Genomic DNA, 18771 nt, shown 5'->3' on the forward strand with positions numbered 1-18771 from the left:
TCCGTTCCTCCGGCCCTTTCCGTTGCGGTGCGGCGTGCTAGTACGACTTGGGCAGGCCCAGGGTCTGGTGCGAGACGAAGTTGAGGATCATCTCGCGGCTGACGGGTGCGATACGGGCCACCCGGGACGCGGTGATGAGGGAGGCGAGTCCGTATGCGCGGGTGAGGCCGTTGCCGCCCAGCGTGTGGACGGACTGGTCCACCGCCCGTACGCAGGCCTCGGCGGCAGCGTACTTGGCCATGTTGGCGGCTTCTCCGGCGCCCGCGTCGTCTCCGGCGTCGTAGAGGTGGGCGGCCTTGCGCATCATCAGGCGGGCCAGTTCGAGTTCGATGTGCACGGCTGCCAGGGGGTGGGCGATGGCCTGGTGGGCGCCGATGGGCTCCTTCCACACCTGCCGGGTCCGGGCGTAGTCCACCGCTGTGGCCAGGGCGTAGCGGCCCATGCCAATGGCGAATGCGGCGGTCATGACGCGTTCGGGGTTGAGTCCGGCGAAGAGCTGGAGCAGGCCGGCGTCCTCGTCGCCGACCAGTGCTTCGGCGGGCAGCCGGACCTCGTCGAGGACGAGTTCGAACTGCTTCTCGGCAGCGTGGAGCTCCATGTCTATGACCGAACGGGTGAAGCCGGGAGCGTCCCGGTCCACGATGAAGAGGCAGGGCTTGAGGCGTCCGGTGCGGGCGTCCTCGGTGCGGCCGACGATGAGGGTGGCGTCGGCGATGTCCACGCCGGAGATGAAGACCTTGCGGCCGGTGAGCACCCAGTCGTCGCCGTCGCGGCGGGCGGTGGTGGTGATGCGGTGGGAGTTGGAGCCGGCGTCGGGTTCGGTGATGCCGAAGGCCATGGTGCGGCTGCCGTCGGCGAGGCCGGGGAGCCAGGCGCGCTTCTGGGCTTCGGTACCGAAGCGGGCGATGACCGTGCCGCAGATGGCGGGCGAGACCACCATCATCAGCAGCGGGCAGCCCGCGGCGCCGAGTTCTTCGAGGACGATGGAGAGTTCGGCGATGCCGCCGCCTCCGCCGCCGTACTCCTCGGGGAGGTTGACGCCGAGGTAGCCGAGCTTGGCGGCGTCGGCCCACAGCTCGTCGGGGTGGCGGCCCTCGCGGGCCACCCGGGCGAGGTAGTCGCGGCCGTAGCGCTGCCCGAGGGCGGCGACGGCGGCGCGCAGGTCGCGGTGTTCCTGGGATTCCACAACGGAATTGCTCATGCGGGCGGTTCCTCCTGGACGACGGCGAGCAGGGCGCCGAATTCGACCTGGCGGCCGAGGGCGGCGTGGAGCGCGGTGAGCGTGCCGGAGGCGGGCGAGACGATGCGGTGCTCCATCTTCATGGCCTCCAGCCAGAGCAGGGGCTGCCCGGCGGTGACGGCGGAGCCGGTGGCGAGGCCCTCGGCGATCCGCACGACGGTGCCGGGCATGGGGGCGAGCAGCGATCCGGGTCGGGTGCGGTCCTGGGGTTCGGCGAAGCGGGGGCGGCGGGTGAGGGTGTGCGCGCCGAGCGGTGAATCGACGTACACCTCGGGCTTGTTCGGTGCCTGTTTCACGTGAAACATCCGGTGGACCCCGTCGACGTCGAGGGTGACCGCTTCCGGTGCGGTGCTCACGACGCGCACGCCGGGGTGGTCCACGAGCTGCGGGGGGCCGCTGCGGGCGGGCCGGTAGCGGACCTCGTACTCCGTGCCGTCGGCGGTGTAGCGGCGCAGCTGCGGCTGGGAGGGGACGTTGCGCCAGGCACCGATGCGGGTGGCGAGGGGGGCGCCGGGGGCGGGGGCGGCTTCGGCGAGGGCGGCGGCGACGGCGGCGAGTCCGGCGTCGGGGGCCGCGTCGGTGAGGTCGGCGAGGTGGCGTGCGTAGAACCCGGTGTCGAGGCGGGCGGCGGTGAACTCGGGGTGGCGCAGGGAGCGTACGAGCAGGTCCCGGTTGGTGGTGAGCCCGTGGATACGGGCCCGGGCCAGGGCGCGGGCGAGCGCGCGGACGGCTTCGGCCCGGGTGGGGGCGTGGGCGATGACCTTGGCGAGCATCGGGTCGTAGTGCACCCCGACCGTGTCGCCGTCGGTGAAGCCGGTGTCGATCCGGATCCCGTCGCCGGGGACGGACAGGGTGTGCAGGACGCCCGCCTGGGGGCGCCAGTCGCGGGCCGGGTCCTCCGCGTAGAGCCGGGCCTCGACGGCGTGCCCGGTGGGCGGCGGGGGGTCCAGGGGCAGGGCGGCGCCTTCGGCGATGCGCAGCTGGAGGGCGACGAGGTCGAGGCCGAAGACGGCTTCGGTGACGGGGTGTTCCACCTGGAGGCGGGTGTTCATCTCCAGGAAGTACGGGCGGCCCTCGGCGGTGACGAGGAACTCGACGGTGCCCGCGCCCTGGTAGGACACCGCGCGCGCGGCGGCGACGGCGGCTTCGTGGAGGGTGGTGCGCAGGCGTTCGGGGAGGGCCGGGGCGGGGGCTTCCTCGATGACCTTCTGGTGGCGGCGCTGGAGGGAGCAGTCGCGGGTGCCGAGGGCCCAGACGGTGCCGTGGGCGTCGGCGAGGATCTGCACTTCGACGTGCCGGCCGTGCTCGACGTAGGGCTCGGCGAAGACTTCGCCGTCGCCGAAGGCGGACCTGGCTTCGGCCGCGGCGGCTTCCAGTTCCTCCTTGAGGGAGTCCAGTTCACGGACGACCCGCATGCCGCGGCCGCCGCCGCCCGCGGCGGCCTTGAGCAGCAGCGGCAGGTCGGCGGCCGTGGCGGTGGCCGGGTCGACGGGGTCCAGCAGAGGGACCCCGGCGGGGCGCATCAGCTCCTTGGCGCGGGTCTTGGAGGCCATGGCCTCGATCGCCTCGGGCGGCGGTCCGATCCAGAGCAGCCCGGCGGCACGCACGGCCCGGGCGAAGCCGGCGTTCTCGGAGAGGAACCCGTACCCGGGGTGGACGGCGTCGGCGCCCGCGGCGAGGGCGGCCTGCACGAGGAGGTCGCCGCGCAGGTAGGTCTCGGCGGGGGCGGCGCCGGGGAGCCGCACGGCCGCGTCGGCTTCCCTGACGTGCAGGGCGCCGGCGTCGGGGTCGGCGTACACGGCGACGGTGTCGAGGCCGAGGGCGCGGGCGGTGCGGAAGATCCGTACCGCGATCTCGCCGCGGTTGGCGACGAGGAGGGAGCCGATCGCCCGGGGGGCCGCGCTCGGGGCGGAGGGGATCTCGAGTGAGGTGGAGGTCGTGGAGGTGGTCATGTCGGGGCTCACATCCGGAAGACGCCGAAGCCGCCACGGGCGCCCTCGACGGGGGCGTTGTGGACGGCCGAGAGGCACAGGCCGAGGACGGTGCGGGTATCGCGCGGGTCGATGACCCCGTCGTCGTACAGCCGCCCGGACAGGAACATCGGCAGGGACTCCGACTCGATCTGCTGCTCCACGAAGGCGCGCATCCCGGCGTCGGCCTCGTCGTCGTACGGCTGTCCCTTCGCGGCGGCCGAGGCGCGGGCGACGATCGAGAGGACGCCCGCGAGCTGCTGGGGGCCCATGACCGCGGATTTGGCGCCGGGCCAGGCGAAGAGGAAGCGGGGGTCGTAGGCGCGGCCGCACATGCCGTAGTGCCCGGCGCCGTAGGAGGCGCCGATGAGGACGGACAGGTGCGGGACCTTGGAGTTGGACACCGCGTTGATCATCATCGCGCCGTGCTTGATGATCCCGCCCTGCTCGTACTCCTTGCCGACCATGTAGCCGGTGGTGTTGTGCAGGAAGAGGAGCGGGATGTCGCGCTGGTTGGCGAGCTGGATGAACTGGGCGGCCTTCTGCGACTCGGCGCTGAACAGCACGCCCTGGGCGTTGGCGAGGATGCCGACCGGGTAGCCGTGCAGGCTCGCCCAGCCGGTGACCAGGCTGGTGCCGTAGAGCGGCTTGAACTCGTCGAAGTCGGAGGCGTCGACGAGGCGGGCGATCACCTCGCGCGGGTCGAAGGGGGTCTTCAGGTCGGCGGGCACGATCCCGAGCAGCTCCTCCGCGTCGTACAGCGGCTCCGGGGCCGGCTGCGGCTCCGGGTGCGCCGGGCGGTGGTTCAGCCGGGCCACGATCCGCCGGGCCTGGCGGATCGCGTCCTCCTCGTCGAGGGCGTAGTGGTCGGCGAGACCGGAGGTGCGGGCGTGCATGTCGGCGCCGCCGAGCGACTCGTCGTCGCTCTCCTCGCCGGTCGCCATCTTGACCAGCGGCGGACCGCCGAGGAACACCTTCGACCGGTCTTTGATCATCACGGTGTGGTCGGACATCCCGGGGACGTAGGCGCCGCCCGCGGTGGAGTTGCCGAAGACGACGGCGATGGTGGGGATGCCCTCGGCGGAGAGCCGGGTGATGTCCCGGAAGATCGCCCCGCCGGGGATGAAGATCTCCTTCTGGGAGGGGAGGTCGGCGCCGCCGGACTCGACCAGGCTGATGCAGGGCAGCCGGTTGGCGCGGGCGATCTCGTTGGCCCGCAGGGCCTTCTTGAGGGTCCACGGGTTGGAGGCACCGCCGCGCACGGTCGGGTCGTTGGCGGTGACGAGGCACTGGACGCCCTCCACCACCCCGATCCCGGTGACCATCGAGGCGCCCACCGGGTAGTCGCTGCCCCAGGCCGCGAGCGGGGACAGCTCCAGGAACGGGGTGTCCGGGTCCAGGAGCAGCTCGATCCGCTCGCGGGCGAGCAGCTTGCCGCGCGCCCGGTGGCGGGCCGTGTACTTCTCGCCGCCGCCCGCGAGCGCCTTGGCGTGCTCGGCGTCGAGGGCTTCGATGCGCTCCAGGGCGGCGGCCCGGTGGGCGAGGTGGTCGGGATCGCGGGTGTCGACGCTGGTGCCGAGCCGGGTCATGGGCGGCTCACCTCCGGAAGGGACGGCGGGGGAAGAGGGGGGAGAAGGCTGACGGGGACGTCGAGATGGCGGACGCGCAGCCATTCGCCGAGCGCCTTGGCCTGCGGGTCGAAGCGGTGCCCGGAGGCGACCCCGTCGCCGAGGATGCCGGTGACGACGAAGTTCAGGGCGCGCAGTCCGGGCAGGTCGTGCCGGACGACCTGCAGGGTGCGGGTCTCGGGGAGCAGTGCGCGGAACAGGTCCACGGTGAGGGTGCGGCGCAGCCACTCCCAGGCGGCCGCGCTCTCCACCCACACCCCGACGTTGGCGTCCCCGCCCTTGTCCCCGCTGCGGGCCCCGGCCACCAGCCCGAGGGGGACGCGGCGGGTGGGCGCCGAGGGGGCGGCCGCGGGGGCCGGCGGGGTGGGGAGGGGCAGGGGGTCGGGGGCCCGTGCGGGGGGCGCGGGCGCCGGGAGGGCCAGGCGGGTGCCGTCGGGGAGGACCGCCACGTGGGGGACGGTGTCCGCAGGGAGGTGGGCGGAGCTGAACACCCCGTACGGCTGGGCCGGTCCCGGTGGGGCCGTCACGTGGAAACCGGGGTAGCTGCCCAGCGCCAGCTCGACGGCCGCGCCGGTCAGGGCGCGCCCGACCCGGTCGGCGGAGGGGTCCCGGACCACCAGGCGGAGCAGGGCGCTCGCCGCCTCCTGGGTGTCCGCGTCCGCGTGGTCGGTACGGGCGAGGGTCCAGCGGACGTCGGCGACGCCCTCCAGCACCCCGGCCAGCTGGGCCCGTACGAGGTCCGCCTTCGCCTCGATGTCCAGGCCGGTCAGGACGAAGACGACCTCGTTGCGCCAGCCGCCGATCCGGGTGATCCCGGCCTTGAGGGTCGGCGGCGGCGCCTCTCCCCGGACCCCGCCGATCCCGACCCGGTCCGGGCCCTCGTCGGTGAGCCGCACGGTGTCGAGGCGCGCCGTCACGTCGGGGCCGGCGTACCGGGCGCCCTGGGTCTCGTAGAGCAGCTGCGCGGTGACGGTTCCGGTGGTCACCGCGCCGCCCGTGCCGGGGTGTTTGGTGATGACGCTGGAGCCGTCCGCGGCGATCTCGGCGAGCGGGAACCCGGGGTGGACCGGGCGCGCGGGGCCGCCGTGGCGGGTGAAGAACGAGTAGTTGCCGCCGGTCGCCTGGGTGCCGCACTCCAGGACGTGCCCGGCCACCACCGCCCCCGCCAGCCGGTCGTGGTCCGCGGGACCCCAGTCGTGCCACCAGGCGGCGGGGCCGCTGACGAGCGCCGCGTCCGTCACCCGGCCGGTGACGACGACGTCCGCGCCCGCCCGCAGGCAGGCGGCGATCCCGGCGCCGCCGAGGTAAGCGTTGGCGGTCAGCACCCCTTCGGCGTACGGCATCACGTCATCGCCCTCGACGTGCGCGACGCGCACCGGTACGCCCGTCTTCGCGGCCAGGGCCCGCACGGCGTCCGCGAGCCCGGCCGGGTTGAGGCCGCCCGCGTTGGCGACGATCCGCACGCCCCGCTCGTGCGCCAGGCCGAGGCCCTCCTCCAGCTGGCGCAGGAAGGTCTTGGCGTAGCCGAGGCCCGGGTCCTTCAGCCGGTCGCGGCCGAGGATCAGCATGGTGAGTTCGGCGAGGTAGTCCCCCGTGAGCACGTCCAGCGCGCCGCCGGTCAGCATCTCGCGCACCGCCGCGAACCGGTCGCCGTAGAACCCGGACGCGTTCCCGATGCGCAGCGCGCGCCGCGCGCCGCTCACGCGGGACCACCGCCCGGCGCGCGGCCGGGACCGGCCGGGCCCGCGAAGGCCTGCGCGATGTCCAGCCACTGCCCGGCGTCGGCGCCCCGGGCCACCACGGCGAGGTCGGCGCGGTGGGCCCGCTGGGTCACCAGCAGGCAGAAGTCGAGGGCGGGCCCGCTGACCCGCTGCGCGGCGTCCGCGGGACCGTACGCCCATACGTCGCCCGACCCGTCGGGAGCGGTCAGCTCGACCCGGAACTCCCCGGCCGGTACGGGCAGTCCGCGCACGGCGAAGGCGTAGTCGCGGGCCCGCACCCCGATCCGGGCGACGTGCCGCAGCCGGTCGGTCGGTGTCCGGCGCACGCCGAGCGCGTCGGCGACGTCCTGGCCGTGCGCCCAGGTCTCCATCAGCCGGGCGCTGGCCATCGAGGCGGCCTTCATCGGCGGCCCGTACCAGGGGAACCGGGCGTCGGGCGCGGCCGCGGCGAGCGCCCGGTCCAGGGCTTCGCGGCCGGCCCGCCAGCCGGCCAGCAGCTCTCCGGGCGGGAGCGCGGCCCCCTCCCGCGCGCCGTCGTCGACGAAGCGGTCGGGCGCGGCGAGCGCCGCCGCGACCAGCTCGGCGAAGCCGTCGGCATCGGTGAGCGCCAGCAGCGACGCCCGGTCGGTCCACGCCAGCGGCGCGATCTGGTGGGCGACGCTCCACCCGGGCGCCGGGGTGGCCCGGGCCCAGTCGGCCTCCGCCAGCCCGGCGACCAGCAGGTCGAGGGCGCGCCCCTCCTCACGGAGATCGGCGTGGACGACTGCCAGGGCGTTGTCGGTGGTGCTGTCGGCGGTGGACGACGACTCGGGCACGGTGCGCTCCCTCGGGACCCCAGGACACGGCTGTGGGGGGAAGCGTGGCAGCGCACAAGAAAACAATCAAGCGTGCTTGCATTATTTTTGCCCGCCAGGATCGATTTCAGGAACGGGCCTGCTGAGCCGGTGCGTTGACGGAAGTCAGACCCTCCAAGCGCCGCAGGCAGCCCCGGCGCTGGACCACGGAGAGCCCGGCGACCGCCGCGCCCAGCGCCAGCCAGCCGGCCGGTCCGGCCGCCATGACCACACCGGTCAGGAGCAGCGGTCCGGCGGACTTCTGCACGGACTGGGCCATCCCCGCGACGCCCAGGTAGGCGGCCCGGGACCCTTCCGGGGCGAGCGAGACCGCCAGCTCCCAGGAGCTGACGGACCGGACCAGCTCGGCCGCGGTGACCAGCAGCGCGGCGCCGAGCAGCGCGACCGACGCCCTCCAGGCCCCGCCGCCGGTGGCCACGGCCACCGCGACGCAGCCCCCGAGCAGGGTGAGCCCGTAGAGGAGCACCACTGCGGCGGCCCGGCGCGGGCCCCGGAACCGGGCGGATACGCGCAGTTGGAGGACGACGACGAGCACGGTGTTGATCGCCAGGAAGGCCGGAACGATCGCGTGCGGCGCCGATGTGTGGCCGACGAGCCAGAGCGGCAGGCCCACGTTCAGGATCGAGTCGTCGAGGTTCATCGGGATGTCCAGCAGCACGAACCGCAGGTAGCCGCGATCGCGCCAGGGACTGCGCGGGGCGCCGGGCGCCGCGTCGGTCGAACGGGCCGCCACGTGCCCGTGGGCCCGGGGCTCGCGGGTGCGCCACACGAGGGCGGCGGCCAGGACGAACGACAGCGCGTTGCCGAGGATCAGCGCCGCGTACGCCGCCGCGCTCCCGACGGCGAGCCCGATCGCGGCGATCCCGGCCCCCACGGCCACACCGGCGTTGGCCGCGCTGCGCGTCAGCGCCTGGTACTCGGAGCGCCGATCGCCCGCGACCCGCGTGGCGAAGAGCATCTCCAGCGTCTTCGCAGCCCGGTCACCCAGGTACGTGACGGCGACCACCACCAGCAGCACGTCGAAGCGCGTGCACACGAGCATCAGGCACAGGGTCGCCACGCGCAGCAGATGGCACCCGATCAGCAGCGCCCGTACGGGAAACCGCCCGGCCAGCCACCCGGCCAACGGTGACCCGGTGATGCCCGCCACCCCGGCCACCCCGAGCAGCAGCCCCAACCGCCGCACGTCCAGCCCGACGACGAACGTGAAGTAGAGCACCGACGAGGCGGACCACACCCCGGACCCGGTCCGGTCCAGCAACTGCGCACCCAGCATGATGCGCGCGTCCCGCCCCCCGGGCGGGCGACGCAACTGCGCGAGCAGACCGTGTCGCGCCCCGAGCGTTGACCCGTCCCCCACTGCCGCCTCCGTATACGCCGCGGGCACCCCTCCAGGTCTCTTGACGTCAAGAGACCTGCTTGCGGAGGCAGCTTGCCGGGGATCTGTCTCGACGTCAAGATACTTTGGGGGGTTGGGGGGCCCGGCTGCGCCGGGTCGCGGCTGCGCCGCTCACGGGTAGGTTTCGAGCTTCGGGGTCGGGGATGCTCCGGGGGCTGCCCGTCAGTTCCACTGTCTTCCCGTGCCGGGGCGTCCTGTCAAGAGCGCTCCTTCGTCGCGTCGCTGCGCGATGGCCTGCGGCCACCCTTGACATGCCACCCCGTCCCGGAAAGCCAAGAACTGTCGGGCCGCCCCCGGGGGGAGGCATGGGGGAGGGTGCCCCTTGCATGAGGCCCGGCGCCCGGCCGCAGGCCGAATGAGTCCACGACCGACAAGAACGCACTCAATCGCTACGCGCTCCTCCGAGAGAGGCGTCTGCGAGTCGTTTTGGGCTGGCGAGGGGCGCGGCGGGGCTCAAAGCTCGGCTAGACGAGAGTCCACTCGGGTCAAGCAGCCGTCGACACTCAACAGCCTCTCAAGACGCCCCTTTTGTTGCGGTTTGGAACGCCACTCTTGGGGTGGACGGCTGCCAGACCCGCACCAACATCCATCTGGCCGAAGTCTCAGCCCCACACAGCCCGCTGACGCTTCTCTCGGAGGAGCGCGTAGCGATTAGGGGCGTTCTTTCCGCCCAAAGGGCGGCACCTAGGGCCCACTCGGCCTGCGGCCGGGCGCCGGGCCTCAGGCAACGGGCAGCCTCCCCCCTGCCTCCCCCCGGGGGCGGCCCGACAGTTCTTGGCTTTCCGGGACGGGGTGGCATGTCAAGAGTGGCCGCAGGCCATCGCGAAGCGACGCGACCGCAGGGAGCGCTCTTGACAGGACGCCCCGGCACGGGAAGACAGTGGAACTGACGGGCAGCCCCCGGAACCACCCCGACCCCGAAGCTCGAAACCTACCCACGAGCGGCGCAGCCGCGACCCGGCGCAGCCGGGCCCCAACCCCCTACCCCCGCGCCTGCGAGCGCACCGCCCCCATGCTTGCTGCGATCACCAGGGCGATCGCCAGGGCGTCCAGGCCCGAGAGGGCCTGGTGGAGGACCAGGAAGCCGGCGGTTGCCGCGATGGCCGGTTCGAGGCTCATCAGGATCGCGAAGGTGGGCGCCGGCAGGCGCCGCAGGGCGAGCATTTCCAGGGTGTACGGGAGCACCGAGGACATCAGCGCGACTCCGACGCCGAGCGCCAGCGTGCTCGGGACGAGCAGGGCCGGGCCCGCCTCGATGATCCCGAGCGGCAGCGACAGTACGGCCGCGACCGCCATCGCCAGGGCCAGTCCGTCCGCCTGCGGAAAGCGGCGGCCCGTACGGGCGCTGAAGACGATGTACGCCGCCCACATCGCGCCCGCGCCCAGCGCGAACGCGGCCCCGGCCAGGTCGAGGGAGCCGAAGCCGCCGCCCCCGCCGTGGCCGGACAGCAGCACGATGCCCGCCAGGGCGAGCCCCGCCCACAGCAGGTTCACCAGTCGGCGCGAAACGACGACGGACAGCGCGAGCGGGCCGAGGACCTCCAGGGTGACGGCCGGTCCGAGCGGGATCCGGTCCACCGCCTGGTAGAAGAGCCCGTTCATACCGGCCATGGTGATGCCGAAGGCAATCACCGTGTTCCAGTCGGAGCGCGTGTACCCGCGCACCTTCGGCCGGCAGACCAGCAGCAGCACGATCGCGGCCGCCGCCAGTCGCAGCGTGACCACGCCCGCCGCCCCGGCCCGCGGCATGATCATGACCGCGAGGGCCGCACCGAACTGCACCGACAGCCCGGCCGAGACGACCAGCGCCACCGGGCCGAACCGGGCCGCCTTGGCGGCGGGCGCGGCGGGAGCGGCAGCCGTGGGAGCGGTGGTGATGGCAGGGGTGGCGGGGGCAGCCGTGGTCGTCGCGGGTGAGGAGGGCGCGGAGGGGGGTACGGGCATGCTTCCAGGCTAAGGCGTCGGTAAGGAGCTTGCGATCGTGTCTTTCCTTACAGCCGTTCCTACAGCCGATCCCCAAACCTCTGACCCACCCCCTCCCCCAACCCCTCCGCCAGCAGTTCCGCCATGTGCATCGCCCGCCGTCCGCCCAGCTGGGCGATCTGGGTGCGGCAGGAGTAGCCGTCCGCGAGGAGCGCGGTTCCTTCGGCCGCCGCGCGCAGCGCCGGGAGCAGCTGTTCCTCCGCGCAGGCCACCGACACCTCGTGGTGGCCCGGCTCGAATCCGAAGTTCCCGGCCAGCCCGCAGCACCCGCCGCTCAGCTCGCCCGTCAGCCCGGCCCGCTCGCGCAGCCGTCGCTCCGCGCCGTCGCCGAGGACGGCGTGCTGGTGGCAGTGGGTCTGCCCGGCCACCGGGCGCTCCAGCCCGGGCGGCCGCCACCCCGGGGCGCGTTCCTCCAGGACCTGTGCGAAGGTCCGTACCGACGCGGCCAGCAGCGCCGCCCGCGGGTCGTCCGGGAGCAGCGCCGGGAGGTCGGTGCGCAGGGCCGCCGCGCAGCTGGGTTCCAGTACGACCACGGGAGCCCGTACGCCCTCGCCGGCATCGACGCCCACCACCGCGTCCAGCGTGCGCCGCAGCACCGCCCGCGCGCGGTGGAGGCGCCCGGTGGACACGTACGTCAGCCCGCAGCAGACGGCCCGCGCACGCCCGCCGGGCCCGCCCGCCAGGGACACCCGGAGCCCCGCCGCTTCCAGGACCCGTACGGCGGCGTGGCCGACCGGCGGGGACAGGTACTCCGTGAAGGTGTCCGGCCACAGCAGCACCCGGTCACCCCCTTCGCCCCCGGCACTCGCGGCACTCCCCCGCCACCCCCGGCTGAACGGCACCCGCGCCACCTCCGGCAGCGCCCGCTCCCGCGCCAGCCCGGGAAGGCGCACCACCCGGCCGGCCGCGTTGACCAGCGGCGCGGCCCGCAGGGCGGCGATGGAGCGCAGCCACCGCGGGAGGCCGCCCATCGTGTAGTGGGCCAGGGGGCGGATCCGGCCCGCCCAGTGGCGGTGCAGGAACTCGCTCTTGTACGCGGCCATGTCCACGCCCACCGGGCAGTCGCTCAGGCACCCCTTGCAGGCGAGACACAGGTCGAGCGCTTCCCGGACCTCCTCCGAGCGCCATCCGTCGGCGATGACCTCCCCGGCCAGCATCTCGTGCAGCAGCCGGGCCCGGCCGCGGGTGGAGTGCCGTTCCTCCCCGGTGACGCGGTAGGACGGGCACATCACGCCCGCGCCCGGCTCCGTGGACCGGCACTTCGCGACCCCGACGCACCGCACGACCTCCCCGGCGAGCCCGGAGAGGGCCGCCCCCTCCCGCGGCAGCACCGTGAAGCGCAGGTTCTCGTCCAGGCGGGCCGGGCGCGCGAGCACGCCGGGGTTCATGCCGCCCGCCGGGTCCCACACCTCCTTGTAGGCGCCGAAGAGCCGGACCAGCTCCGGCCCGTACATCCTGGGGAGCAGTTCGGCGCGCGCCTGTCCGTCGCCGTGCTCCCCCGACAGGGAGCCGCCGTGGGCGACGACCAGGTCGGCGAGCTCCTCGGAGAAGGTCCGGAAGCGGGCCACGCCCGCCGGGGTCACCAGGTCGAAGTCGATGCGGACGTGGACGCATCCCTCGCCGAAGTGCCCGTACGGCGTTCCGCGCAACCCGTGCGCGGCGAGCAGGGCGCGGAAGTCCCGCAGGTAGGCGCCGAGCCGGGCGGGCGGGACCGCGCAGTCCTCCCAGCCTGGCCAGGCCATCCGGCCGTCGGGGCCCCGGGTCGCCGTGCCGGCCGCGTCCTCCCGGATCCGCCACAGCGCGCGCTGCCCGGCCGGGTCGGCGATGATCCGCACGTCCAGCGCGTCGGCGGCCCGTACGGTCGCGCGCGCCGCCCCCGCGTCCCGGGTCTCCACGAACAGCCACGCGCCCCCGCGCGGCAGCCCGAGCCCTTCGGGGCCGCTCCCGGAACCACCCCCGAGCAGGTCCGCCGCCATGCCCTCCACGGTCAGCGGACCCAGCGGCAGCAGCCCCGCGGCCGCGTCCGCCGCGGCGGTCTCGTCGGGGTAGCCGAGCACCACGAGCACCGGCGCGCGCGGCGCTTCCACCAGGCGCACGACGGCTTCGGTCACCACCCCGAGCGTGCCTTCGCTCCCGCAGAAGGCGCGGGCCAGCTCCACGCCCCGCTCCGGCAGCAGCGCGTCCAGGGCGTAGCCGGAGATGCGGCGCGGGAGCCCTTGGGGCATGCCGGTGCGCAGCGGCCCGAGGTTCGCCGCGACCAGGTCGCGCAGTCCGGTCGGGGCGCCCGCCCAGCCGGCGCCGATGCGGTGGGCGGCGCCGCCGTACGCGGTCACCGCCAGCTCGCTCACGTTGTCGGCGGTGGTGCCCCAGGCCACCGAGTGGGCCCCGCACGCGTTGTTGCCGATCATGCCGCCGAGGGTGCAGCGGGAGTGCGTGGAGGGGTCGGGCCCGAAGGTCAGCCCGTACGGGCGCACCGCCTCGCGCAGCCGGTCGAGGACCAGGCCGGGCTGGACGACCGCCGTCCGCGCGACCGGGTCCACCGATACGACGGCGTTCATGTGCCGGGTCAGGTCGAGGACCACGCCCGTGCCGGTGGCCTGGCCGGCGATGGAGGTGGCGCCGCCGCGCGGGACGACGGGCACCCCCGCGGCGGCGCACACGCGCAGGGCCGCCGCGACGTCCTCGGCGTCGCGCGGGGCGACCACGCCGAGCGGGACCCGGCGGTAGTTGGAGGCGTCCATGGTGGTCAGGGCGCGCGCGGCGGCGCCGAAATCCACCTCTCCGCGCAGCTCCGCCCGCAATGCCCGTTCGAGATCCCCGGTTGCCGTCACGGCACCCACCCTCCCACCGGCACCGCGCGTCTCACCGGGTGGACGCGCTTCGAAAGGGCGCGCCGCGACCCGATACGCTCCGCCCGTGGCTGAGATCCGGATTCCCGCTGACATCAAGCCCGCCGACGGTCGTTTCGGCGCGGGCCCCTCCAAGGTGCGGACGGACGCGCTGGACGCGCTGGCCGCCACCGGTACTTCCCTCCTCGGTACCTCCCACCGGCAGGCCCCGGTCAAGAACCTGGTCGGCTCGGTGCGCCAGGGCGTCCGGGACCTCTTCTCCCTCCCCGAGGGCTACGAGGTGGTCCTGGGCAACGGCGGCTCCACCGCCTTCTGGGACATCGCGACCGCCGGGCTGATCGAGCAGAAGTCGCAGCACCTGACCTTCGGCGAGTTCTCGTCAAAGTTCGCGACGGCCGCGAAGCTCGCGCCGTGGCTGGACGCGCCGTCGGTGATCTCCTCCGAGCCGGGTACGCACCCCGAGCCGGTCGCCGAGGCGGGCGTGGACGTGTACGCGTACACGCACAACGAGACCTCGACGGGTGTCGCGGCGCCGCTCAAGCGGGTCGCGGGCGCCGACGCCGGTTCACTCGTTCTGGTGGACGCGACCTCGGGCGCCGGCGGTCTGCCGGTGGACATCACCGAGACCGACGTCTACTACTTCGCCCCGCAGAAGTCCTTCGCCTCCGAAGGCGGCCTGTGGCTGGCGGCGTTCTCCCCGGCGGCCCTGGAGCGCGCGGCCCGCGTGCACGCCTCCGGCCGGCACATCCCCGAGTTCTTCTCGCTGCCGACGGCGATCGACAACTCGGTGAAGAACCAGACGTACAACACCCCCGCGCTCTCCACCCTCTTCCTGCTGAACCAGCAGCTGGAGTGGATCAACGGCCAGGGCGGCCTGGACTGGGCGACCGCCCGTACGGCGTCCAGCGCGGCCAACCTGTACGGCTGGGCCGAGGCGTCGAAGTACGCGGAGCCCTTCGTCTCGGACCCGTCGAAGCGTTCCTCGGTCATCGGCACCATCGACTTCTCCGACGACATCGACGCGGCGGCGATCGCCAAGGTGCTGCGCGCCAACGGCATCGTGGACACCGAGCCCTACCGCAAGCTCGGCCGCAACCAGCTGCGCGTGGCGATGTTCCCGGCGATCGACCCGGCGGACGTGCAGGCGCTCACCGCCTGCGTCGACTACGTGATCGAGAAGCTCTGACCGCACGCCGGCCCGAGTGGGCTGCCGCGACCCCTGGTGACGCACCGTCACCGGGGGTCGCGCGGTTTCGGGGCCGTGTTCGCGGGTCCGCCCCGGCGGGACCCCGGCCGGTACGGCCCGGCGCGCCCCGGAGGGCCGGCCCGCGATACCTTCGGAGCTTCGGCATTCGGTGAATGCGGTACAGCGGTACAGCTGGGAGGCAGGGCGTGAGCGTGCGAGTAACGGCGGCCGAAGGCGGCGTGGACCCCTTCGGGACGGCCCGGCTGCGACGCGGAGTCCTCGATTCCTGGGGCGCGGGCCCGGCCCGGTTCCGGGAGGACGCCAACGCCGAGGAGGACCTGGCCCTCGGCGGCTACCGGGACCGGCTCGTCGTCGAGCTGGCCCAGAACGCGGCCGACGCCGCCGCCCGGGCCCATACCCCCGGGCGGCTGCGGCTCACCCTGCACTCCGGGGAGGGCGGCCACGGCGTGCTCGCCGTCGCCAACACCGGTGCCCCGCTGGACGCCACCGGCGTGGAGTCCCTGAGCACCCTGCGCGCCTCCGCCAAGCGCGAGGCAGCCGGGGAGCGCCCCGGCGAGAGCGCGTGGGAGAGCGTCGGCCGGTTCGGCGTCGGCTTCGCGGCCGTCCTCGCCGTCTGCGACGAACCCGCCGTCGTCGGCCGGCACGGCGGAGTCCGCTGGTCCCTGGCCGAGGCCCGCGAAATGGCCCGCGGCGCCTCCCGGGGCAGCCCGGGCCTCGGCGACGAACTACGCCGCCGGGACGGGCACGTCCCGCTGCTGCGGCTGCCGTTGCCCGCCGAGGGCACCGCGCCCGACGGCTACGACACCGTGGTCATCCTCCCGTTGCGCGACGCGGCCGCCGCGGACCTCGTCCAGCGGCTCCTGGCCGGGATCGACGACGCGCTGCTGCTGACCCTGCCCGGGCTGACCGAGGTGGTCGTGGAAACGGCGGACGGCACCCGGACCCTGCGCCGCCGCGAGGACGGCCCGTACACGGTCATCGAGGACATCGGCGGCGGAGCCGGCCACAGCCACGGTCCGGGCGTCCGGCGCTGGCGCACCGTGCGGCACGGCGGCGCCATCGCCCCCGAACTCCTCGCCGACCGCCCCGTCGAGGAGCGGCTGCGGCCCGTCTGGGCGGTGTCCTGGTCGGTTCCCGTCGACGCGGATGGCGCGCCCCTGCGCCCGGCGACCGCGCCCGTCGTGCACGCCCCGACCCCCACCGACGAGCCCCTCGGCATCCCCGCGCTGCTCATCGCGACCCTGCCGCTGGACACCGCCCGCCGCCACCCCGCGCCCGGGCCGCTGACCGACTTCCTGGTGCAGCGCGCCGCCGACGCCTACGCCGAGCTGCTCGGCACCTGGGAGCCGGTGAGCACCGCGCTGGTGGACCTGGTGCCCGGCCCGCTCGGCAAGGGCGAGCTGGACGGGGCGCTGCGTGCCGCCGTGCTGGAGCGGCTGCCCCGGACCGCGTTCCTCGCCCCGGCCGCCGCGCCGGAATCCGCACGGGACTTCTCGCAGGACTCCGCACCGGATTCCGCGCAGGACTCCGTGCAGGACGAGGACCCCGAGGCCGGCCGGGCCGCGCTGCGGCCCTTCGAGGCCGAGGTGGTGGAGGGCGCGGGCGCCGACACCGTGCGCGTGCTGGCCGAGGTGCTGCCGACGCTGCTCCCGGCCGGGCTGGAGCGCCGCTCCGAGCTGCGCGCCCTGGGCGTCGGGCGGCTCCCGCTGGGCGACGCCATCGAGCGGATCGCGGGCGCGGACCGGCCGCCGCACTGGTGGTACCGGCTGTACGACACCCTCGCCGGCGTGGACCCGGACCGCCTGTCGGGGCTGCCGGTGCCGCTGGCGCCGGCCGCCGAGGAGGCCGAAGGGGCCGGGTCCGTACGGGACTTCGACGCCCCGGACCGCTTCGGGGACCTCGGTGGCTTCGGCGGCTTCGACGGGCCCGAGCGGCCCGCCGGCTCCGGGATCCGTACCGCCATCGGCCCCCGCCACATCCTGCTCCCCGGCCCCGGCACCCCCGCCGGGCTGACCCGGCTCGGCCTCAAGGTGGCCCACCCGGACGCCGCGCACCCGCTGCTGGAGAAGCTCGGCGCGCTGCCCGCGACCCCGCGCGCCGTGCTGACCACCCCGCAGGTACGGGCCGCGGTGGCCGGTTCGCTGGACGCGGGCGAGGTCTGGGACGAGGACGCGCCCGACCCCGACGAGCTGGCCGACATCGTGCTCGGCCTGGTCCAGGGCGCCGGCCTCGCGCCCGGCGACGAGCCCTGGCTCGGCGCGCTCGCCCTGCCCGACGAGGACGGCGAACTCACCCCGGCCGGTGAACTCCTGCTCCCCGGCAGCCCGTTGGCCTCGGTGATCCGCGAGGACGAAATCCCCTACCTGGACGCCGAGCTGGCCGCCAAGTGGGACGCCCGGACGCTCACCGCCTGCGGGGTGCTCGCCGAGTTCCAGCTGGTGCGGGCCACCGACGTGGTGCTCGACCCGGACGAACTGGAGCCGCGCGAGGGCGACTTCGCCGAACCGGACGACGCGGGGCTGCTGGACGCGGTCGACGTGTGGTGCGAGGACCTGCTCGACCAGTTCCCCGACACCCCGGTCCCGCCGGTCGCCACCGAGCTGATCGCCGTACGGGACCTCGACCTGGTCGACGACGACTGCTGGCCCCGTGCGCTGGCGATGCTCGCGCGGCCGCCGCTGCGCGACGCCCTGACCCAGCCGGTGCGGGTGCTGCTGCCGGACGGCACCACGCAATCCGTCCGCCCGTACACCGCGTGGTGGCTGCGCGACCACCCCGTGCTCGACGGCCGCCGGCCGGCCGGGCTGCGCTCGGCGGGCGGGGATCCGCTGCTCGCCGGGCTGTACGAGGCCGCCGACGCCACCGGTTTCGAGGACGAGCAGGTGCTGCGGGCGCTGGGGGTACGGACCTCCGTCGCCGCGCTGCTCGACGAACCCGGCGGTGCGGCCGAGCTGCTGGGGCGGCTCGCCGACCCGGACCGGGAGGTGAGCGGGCACCAGCTGCACGCCCTGTACGGGGCGCTGGCGGACCTGGACCCCGAGCAGGTCACCCTGCCGGACGCGCTGCGCGCGGTGGTGGACGGCGAGGTGGTCGTGGTGGACGCGGCCGACGCGCTGATCGCCGACGCGCCGGACCTGCTGCCGCTGACGGCGGGCCTGCCGCTGCTGCCGGTGGCTCCGGCGCGGGCGGGCGACCTGGCGGAGCTGCTCCAGGTGCGGCGGCTCTCGGACACCGTGGCGGCGGAGGTCGAGGCCCCGGGCGAGGAGCACGACGTACCGGAGCCGGTGCGGAGCCTGCTGGGGCCGGCCACGCCCTCGACGTACGTCGAGCACGAGGAGCTGGTCGTGGGTGGCGCGGAGCTGGAGTGGCGCCGGACGCCTGACGGCACGGTGCACGCGGCGACCCTGGAGGGCGTCGCGGCGGGCCTCGCCTGGGCGGCGGGCCAGTGGCCGCGCCGCTTCGAAGTCGCAGCCCTCCTGGAAGACCCGTCCCGAACCCCGGAACTCTCCCGAGCCCGCTGGTTCGACTAGCCCCTGCCCCCGCCCAGCCCGCCGGAGGCGCACCCTCCGGCGCGCCTCAAACGCCGGCGAGGCTGGGATGGTGACCCCGGCCGCCAAACCCAGCCCGCCCGGCGTTTGAGGGCCCGCCGGAGGCCCCACCGGGCCACAGCCCGGAGACCCATCCGCCCCCACACAACCCCCACCCGGGGGCGGCCTCCGGCGGCGCCTCAAACGCCGGCGGGGCTGGAGTTGGCCGCGCCGGGGCGAGACCTCGAACGCCAGCCAGGCGCCGGACCCGGGCCGGCAAACCCAGCCCGCCCGGTGTTTGAGGGCCCGCCGGAGGCCCCACCGGGCCACAGCCCGGAGACCCATCCGCCCCCACACAACCCCCACCCGGGGGCGGCCTCCGGCGGCGCCTCA

Annotated in this window: 10 protein-coding genes; 2 read left to right on the top strand and 8 right to left on the bottom strand. The window is 75.0% G+C overall.

Translation table 11 applies throughout. The features are described from left to right. Positions 1–37 precede the first annotated feature (37 nt). The 8 genes from AC0693_RS04320 to AC0693_RS04355 all read right to left on the bottom strand — a co-directional run bounded on the left by AC0693_RS04320 (position 38) and on the right by AC0693_RS04355 (position 13626). A complete protein-coding gene (locus tag AC0693_RS04320) occupies positions 38–1201 on the bottom strand; it encodes an acyl-CoA dehydrogenase family protein (protein ID WP_356411281.1) in 1164 nt (387 codons plus the stop codon). Continuing rightward, positions 1198–3192 (bottom strand): acetyl/propionyl/methylcrotonyl-CoA carboxylase subunit alpha, encoded by a 1995-nt coding sequence (locus AC0693_RS04325; protein ID WP_478800920.1) that lies wholly within the window; start codon positions 3190–3192, stop codon positions 1198–1200. Before AC0693_RS04325 ends, AC0693_RS04320 begins: the two co-directional genes overlap by 4 nt. Before the next feature lie 8 nt (positions 3193–3200). Then, positions 3201–4799, bottom strand: a complete 1599-nt coding sequence (locus AC0693_RS04330; RefSeq protein ID WP_469317976.1) for an acyl-CoA carboxylase subunit beta — start codon at positions 4797–4799, stop codon at positions 3201–3203. Continuing rightward, a complete protein-coding gene (locus tag AC0693_RS04335) occupies positions 4796–6463 on the bottom strand; it encodes an acyclic terpene utilization AtuA family protein (protein WP_469318065.1) in 1668 nt (555 codons plus the stop codon). The genes AC0693_RS04330 and AC0693_RS04335 overlap by 4 nt, the downstream gene beginning before the upstream one ends. Positions 6464–6537: 74 nt before the next feature. Next, the gene (locus AC0693_RS04340) at positions 6538–7329 is read right to left on the bottom strand and encodes a TIGR03084 family metal-binding protein (protein WP_478801001.1); all 792 of its coding nucleotides are present in this window, start codon (positions 7327–7329) and stop codon (positions 6538–6540) included. A gap of 151 nt (positions 7330–7480) precedes the next feature. After that, positions 7481–8773: an MFS transporter gene (locus tag AC0693_RS04345; protein WP_478800921.1), complete on the bottom strand. Its 1293-nt coding sequence runs from the start codon at positions 8771–8773 to the stop codon at positions 7481–7483. 1020 nt (positions 8774–9793) lie between these two features. Beyond that, the gene (locus tag AC0693_RS04350; RefSeq protein WP_478800922.1) at positions 9794–10756 is read right to left on the bottom strand and encodes an EamA family transporter; all 963 of its coding nucleotides are present in this window, start codon (positions 10754–10756) and stop codon (positions 9794–9796) included. Positions 10757–10815: 59 nt separating this feature from the next. Next, positions 10816–13626 (bottom strand): FAD-binding and (Fe-S)-binding domain-containing protein, encoded by a 2811-nt coding sequence (locus tag AC0693_RS04355; RefSeq protein ID WP_478800923.1) that lies wholly within the window; start codon positions 13624–13626, stop codon positions 10816–10818. Between the two features lie 85 nt (positions 13627–13711). On the opposite strand from AC0693_RS04355, the gene serC reads away from it, so the two are divergent. Both serC and AC0693_RS04365 read left to right on the top strand, forming a co-directional pair. Next, on the top strand, positions 13712–14830 hold the full coding sequence (serC, locus tag AC0693_RS04360; RefSeq protein ID WP_469317980.1) for a phosphoserine transaminase: 1119 nt from the start codon (positions 13712–13714) through the stop codon (positions 14828–14830). Between the two features lie 173 nt (positions 14831–15003). Next, complete coding sequence (locus tag AC0693_RS04365; RefSeq protein WP_478800924.1) at positions 15004–18381, top strand: sacsin N-terminal ATP-binding-like domain-containing protein; 3378 nt, start codon at positions 15004–15006, stop codon at positions 18379–18381. The last annotated feature ends 390 nt before the right edge of the window (positions 18382–18771 follow it).

The sequence above is a fragment of the Streptomyces sp. NPDC043876 genome, from assembly GCF_056435825.1.